Origin of the sequence: Methylobacterium nigriterrae (genome assembly GCF_037106235.1) — a bacterium.
GTDB lineage: Bacteria > Pseudomonadota > Alphaproteobacteria > Rhizobiales > Beijerinckiaceae > Methylobacterium > Methylobacterium nigriterrae.
The window spans coordinates 1-452 of the sequence record NZ_JBAWTG010000549.1; the positions used below are offsets into that span (position 1 = coordinate 1).

Annotated in this window: 1 protein-coding gene; it reads left to right on the forward strand. The window is 65.9% G+C overall.

What is annotated here, in order from left to right; all coding sequences use genetic code 11:
* Positions 1-452 (forward strand): beta-barrel domain-containing protein (locus WDW90_RS38185; protein WP_336492881.1); only part of this gene is annotated, 452 nt, incomplete at both ends.

Consider the following 452-nt stretch of genomic DNA (forward strand, 5'->3'; position numbering starts at 1 on the left):
GAGGCGCGCGGCAAGCAGGCGGAGGTTCGGCTGCAGATCCTGCAGGTCGACCAGGACATGCGCAACGAGGTCAGCAAGGACCTCACCGACATCCGCGCCAAGATCTCCGAGAACGAGGAGAAGCAGACCGCCGCCCTCGACATCCTGAAGCACACCGACCTGCGCGCCCCCCAGGACGGCGTCGTGCACCAGATGAGCGTGCACACGGTGGGAGGACTGATCACGCCCAACGAGCCGGCCATGCTGATCGTGCCAGTGTCCGACGAGCTCGCGGTCGAGGCCAAGATCCACCCGCAGGACATCGACCACGTCCAGATCGGGCAGCCGGCGGTGCTGCGCTTTGCCGCCTTCAACCAGCGCACCACCCCCGAGATCAAGGGCGTCGTCAAGCTCGTCTCGGCCGACGTCACCCAGGACAAGGACGATAAGTCGGGCCAGTCCTTCTACAAGGC